The sequence below is a fragment of the Campylobacter concisus UNSWCS genome (assembly GCF_000466685.1).
GTDB lineage: Bacteria > Campylobacterota > Campylobacteria > Campylobacterales > Campylobacteraceae > Campylobacter_A > Campylobacter_A concisus_A.
Window position 1 is genome coordinate 1 of record NZ_ANNG01000024.1, and the last position, 3,800, is coordinate 3,800.

Genomic DNA, 3,800 nt, shown 5'->3' on the forward strand with positions numbered 1-3,800 from the left:
GATAAGAAAAAGGCTTTATTAACGGTGAAGTTAAAGGTGGTTTCTCGTTTCGTGAGCTGGAATTATATATGAGGGATGCTTAAAAAAAGTTGAAAGATTGTAAAAATATTTTATAAATTTAAATTTTATTTTTGAGATGGAAATTTGGAGAGCTTCCTTGCTCTCCATTTTAATTTAGCACTGCCATTTAGCAGCAAATTTACATCTATGATTACATAGGTTGTGTTACTTCGTCTTTGATCTCGACGGTAACAGTTGTTCCTGTAGTATCATTTGTATATGTAGTATAGCCATCAGCTGAGGCACCTTTTTGCCATCCACCATCTTTAAATGCTACTTTGTCTCCAGCATCAGCTGTGATCTTAAGTATATTGTCATTATCTGTTAAATTTATTACATCAGATAGTTTGACATTTAAAGTAGTATTTTGACCCTTGTTAGAGATGTCAAGCTCTTCAAAGTTATGTGCTTTGTTTGCGATACTGCTTAGATTTACATTTTCGCCTGGGTTGGTGATAGCTAGTTTATCATAGCCGTCTCCACCATTGATGTTACTATTGCCAATAATCTGACCAACTTTTATAGTGTCATCGCCAGCACCAAGATTTATAGTAGAGTTGATAACATTTTTACCAATTTCTATTGTGTCATCGCCACTGCCTGTTGTGATCTTAGAACCAGTTACGTTATTTGTTTCAACACTTAGCTTATTATCGCCATCGCCTAGATTTATAGTAGCACCTACAAGACCATGAGTGCTTACTTCATCATTACCACCTTTGGTTGTAACAGTAGAATCAAATATTTGATCATCTACAGTTAGCTTGTTATCGCCAGCACCTAAGTCTATAGTAGCATCTGCTCTAACCCAGTGGTGAACAGTTACTGTATCATCGCCACTACCAGCTGTAACTTTTGCAGCATCGATATCTCTTTCTACGGTTAGCTTGTTGTCTCCGCCACCTAAATTTAATTCAGCACCTCTAAATATGTTACCCCAGCCACCGCCTTTTGTATGGACAGTAATCTCATCATTACCATCTCCAAAAGTTAAGTGTGAGTAGTTAGTTATGGTTTTTACATCTAGCTTATAGTCGTTATTGCCATTTATATGAGACTGAAGTTCAGTATCTTGCATTTTATCTCTTTCTAACAATAAGCCAAGTTTATTATTTCCCCATACTGCCAAAGTATCAACAACTTGAACAGGTTTAAGCTCACGATCTACATATGTAAATTCGTCTGTTGCGACATTAGACTTATTGCCAGCATCATCAGTGATATATGCTTTTGCAATTGTCTTTTGTCCATTCAACATACCTATCTTACTTATCATGATAACACCGTTGTTGATAGGAGCTGCTGCGCCTATTGGAGCCATTCCTTTAAGTGATTCACTAGCACTTTCGACAACTGCACTATTGCCTACTTTTTTCAAGACTATATCGCCACTACCCTTAATAGGATCATCTAGGTGTAAAGTGATCTTATCGCCATCCTCAAAGCTACCGCTCACTTTTAGCTCAAGTGAAGTAGATTTTCTATTTCCATCACTCATATTTTCTTGATATGTTAGTCTGCCATTGTTATTTCCATCTTCGACAAATCTAGCCTCTATAGTTCCTATGGTGTTATCGATGGTTATCGCATATCCATCACTTGCGTTGCTGCTAACTCCACCGATAATTGTTTTGGCTGTAAAATTATGCTCACCGTCATTTAGTGGAGTTTTAGGAGTGAAATTCCAGTTACCATTCTCGTCAGCCTTAGTTGTGCCCAAAGAGTGTGTGCCATCAAAAATTTCAACTGTAGCAAATTTCTCTGCCTTGCCTTTCAACTCTGGAGTTTTGTCGTCAGTCTTGCCATTTTTTGATACATCTCCTGTTGTGCTACCAAAATCATCATATATGGTTGTGATAGTAGGTTCTTGCACATTACTGATGTTTTCAAGGAATACATAGCTAGTGCTAGATACATTTTCATTACCATTAAGTAGTTCATTATCAGGAGTATCAGAGACTTTTGCTGTGACCTCAGTAGCATGAACGAATTTATCGCTAGATCTACTCATCATGCCTATGCCAGGTATATCTATGGCATTGTTATTTACTGATGGGATGCCTGCATGTATGACGTGACCACTCGCATCAACCTCGTCAAATGTCACTGTGCCATCAGCTGCTTTATGTGCGATAAATGTCTTCACAGCTGTCGGAGCTGGGTTGTTGCTTGGATATACTTTTACGCCAGTGTCTGCATAAATTTTGTTAAAGTCAGTTATCGATACTGTTATCTTATCGCCATCGACTATGCCATTTTTTATAACTACACGTGCGGTTGTATGATCTATATCGCCATCTCCCATAGCATCTGCTAGTTTCATGCCACCACTGTTTAGATTTGCACCATCGCCAACTTGACTGTTAGTGTATATATTTTCCTTTCCATTGCCCTTTTCCACAAAAACAACTTCTGGTTCAACCCTGCCCCTATTTGTCCATCTAGGGTTCATACTTACACTTGCATCATCTTCGCCTTTTATGCTTACTTCTATACCACGTGATGTAGTTTTATAAATGACAGCTGTTGGCATATCATGGATATCTATACCAAATTTCTCTCCAGCGCCGTTTGTAGATGTAAGACCTGACTTGATAACTGTCTTATCAGTAGCTGAAGTGATCTGATCAACTGTCATAGAGCCATCAGCTGCTTTATGAACTAAGAAATACTTATATGCAGTTGTATCTGTGCCACCTGTTGCAGCTAAAGATGCAGCATTAGGTCCAAAACCATATCTTACAGTAACAATGTCGCCATCTTGGACATTATCAGGCAATGATATACGAGCTGTGGTATGATTGACGTCGCCATCAAGTGCAGCTTCAACTCTAGTATAGCCCTTAGTAGTATCAGTGTTCGTAGTTTTCTTATCACTTAGAACATTACCATGGCTATCAAGCTCTACAAATTCAACGTCAGCCATTTTGACATTTTCAAATTTAACGCTTCCTGTTGTCTTAAGAGCTGTGTTATCAAGCTGTGCTGTGATATTGACATTGCTTCCACCAGCTGTATATTTATACGCGATAGTAAAGCCATTAGTGCCGTCAAATACGTTTTTGTTATTACCATCAGTAACGCTTATGACGTTGCCACTAGCATCTTTATGAACTGTAAATTCACCATCATTTATACCAGTGCCTGAAATTTTTATCTTGCTACCATCTTTTGCAAGGTTTGGTATGCTGATAGTTGCAGTGGCTTTTGTGCCTTCATCAGCATAGTTCTCAGCTCTTGTAATGATGCCATCAGGTGTAGTATCGTCATTAAATTTGATACTAATCTTATCTGGCGTAGTAGCACTATCTTCGCTTGAGTTGCCAGCATTATCAGTCACTTTTGCAGTTATAGATGTGCCATCTTTTGTAGCATTATCACTAACTACGACTTTACCACTATGTGGATCAAGTGTAAAGTCAGTTGCAGGTGCTGTTGTCTTACCAGGAGTGCTATCTACGACCCACCCAGCACTTGGGTTTTTGACCACGGTGATGGTTTGTGGGCTGCCGTTATTGTCAGTGTATGAAATTTCGACTTTAGACGCATCACCATCATGTGAAACAACGCTAACTGTGCCATCAGGGTTTGGAGTAAGCTCAGCATGAGGCGGCACTACGTCAGTTGTTGGATTAGAATTTACTGGGTTACTTGAGCCACCATGATCTTCTGCTGTTGCTGTTACAGTATCGCCTGGGTTAAGTGGTTTATTGCCTGGAGTTGGAACTTCCCAGTTACCA

The 3,800-nt window shown here is 39.1% G+C and carries 1 protein-coding gene; it reads right to left on the bottom strand.

Annotation, left to right across the window (positions count from 1 at the left end; all coding sequences use genetic code 11):
* Nucleotides 1-211: 211 nt before the first annotated feature.
* Nucleotides 212-3,800 (bottom strand): Ig-like domain-containing protein (locus tag UNSWCS_RS11960; protein WP_035143621.1); only part of this gene is annotated, 3,589 nt, incomplete at its 5' end.